Raw genomic sequence first — 1,135 nt, 5'->3', positions numbered from 1 at the left:
CGTTGCGGCGGCATCGTGCCTCGGGTTTCGGGCTGGAGGCGAAGAGGCCGTACACGGATGGTGTGATCACGGGTTGGGGGACGGTGCACGGGCGGACGGTGTTCGTCTATGCGCATGATTTCCGGATCTTCGGTGGCGCTTTGGGTGAGGCGCATGCGGAGAAGATTCACAAGATCATGGACAAGGCGATCGCGGCGGGTGCGCCGCTGGTGTCGCTGAACGACGGTGCGGGTGCGCGTATCCAGGAGGGTGTGTCGGCGCTGGCGGGGTATGGCGGCATCTTCCGGCGGAACACCCGTGCGTCGGGTGTGATCCCGCAGATCTCGGTGATGCTCGGCCCGTGCGCGGGCGGCGCGGCCTACAGCCCGGCGCTCACCGACTTCGTGTTCATGGTGCGTGAGACCTCGCAGATGTTCATCACCGGGCCGGATGTGGTCAAGGCGGTGACGGGTGAGGAGATCAGCCAGAACGGTCTGGGTGGTGCGGATGTGCATGCGGAGACCTCGGGGGTGTGTCACTTCGCGTATGACGACGAGGTGACGTGCCTGGAGGAGGTGCGCTACCTGCTGTCGATGCTGCCGCAGAACAACCGCGAGAACCCGCCGGCCGCGCCGACCGAGGATCCCGCGGACAGGTCCGGGGCTGTGCTGCTGGATCTGGTGCCGGCCGATGGCAACCGGCCGTATGACATGCGCAAGGTGATCGAGGAGATCGTCGACGACGGCGAGTACCTTGAGGTGCACGAGCGCTGGGCGACGAACCTGATCTGTGCGCTCACCCGGCTGGACGGTCAGGTGGTCGGCATCGTCGCCAACCAGCCGCAGTCCCTGGCCGGCGTCCTGGACATCGAGGCGTCGGAGAAGGGCGGCCGGTTCGTCCAGCTCTGCGACGCCTTCAACATCCCGATCCTGACGCTCCTGGACGTGCCCGGCTTCCTGCCGGGGGTGGACCAGGAGCACGGCGGGATCATCAGGCACGGGGCGAAGCTGCTCTACGCGTACTGCAACGCCACCGTGCCGCGGATCTCGGTGGTGCTCAGGAAGGCGTACGGGGGCGCGTACATCGTCATGGACAGCCAGTCCATCGGCGCCGACCTGACGTACGCCTGGCCGACCAACGAGATCGCGGTCATGGG

Annotated in this window: 1 protein-coding gene; it reads left to right on the top strand. The window is 66.9% G+C overall.

All coding sequences use genetic code 11. From position 1 onward, the window contains the following. On the top strand, positions 1 to 1,135 hold a 1,135-nt coding region (locus ABGA99_RS36500; RefSeq protein ID WP_347584282.1), incomplete at both ends, for an acyl-CoA carboxylase subunit beta.

The sequence above is a fragment of the Streptomyces sp. B5E4 genome (assembly GCF_039871555.1).
Lineage (GTDB): Bacteria > Actinomycetota > Actinomycetes > Streptomycetales > Streptomycetaceae > Streptomyces.
Note: the sequence above shows the minus strand (reverse complement) of the source record. Positions and strands in the feature narration are given on the sequence as shown.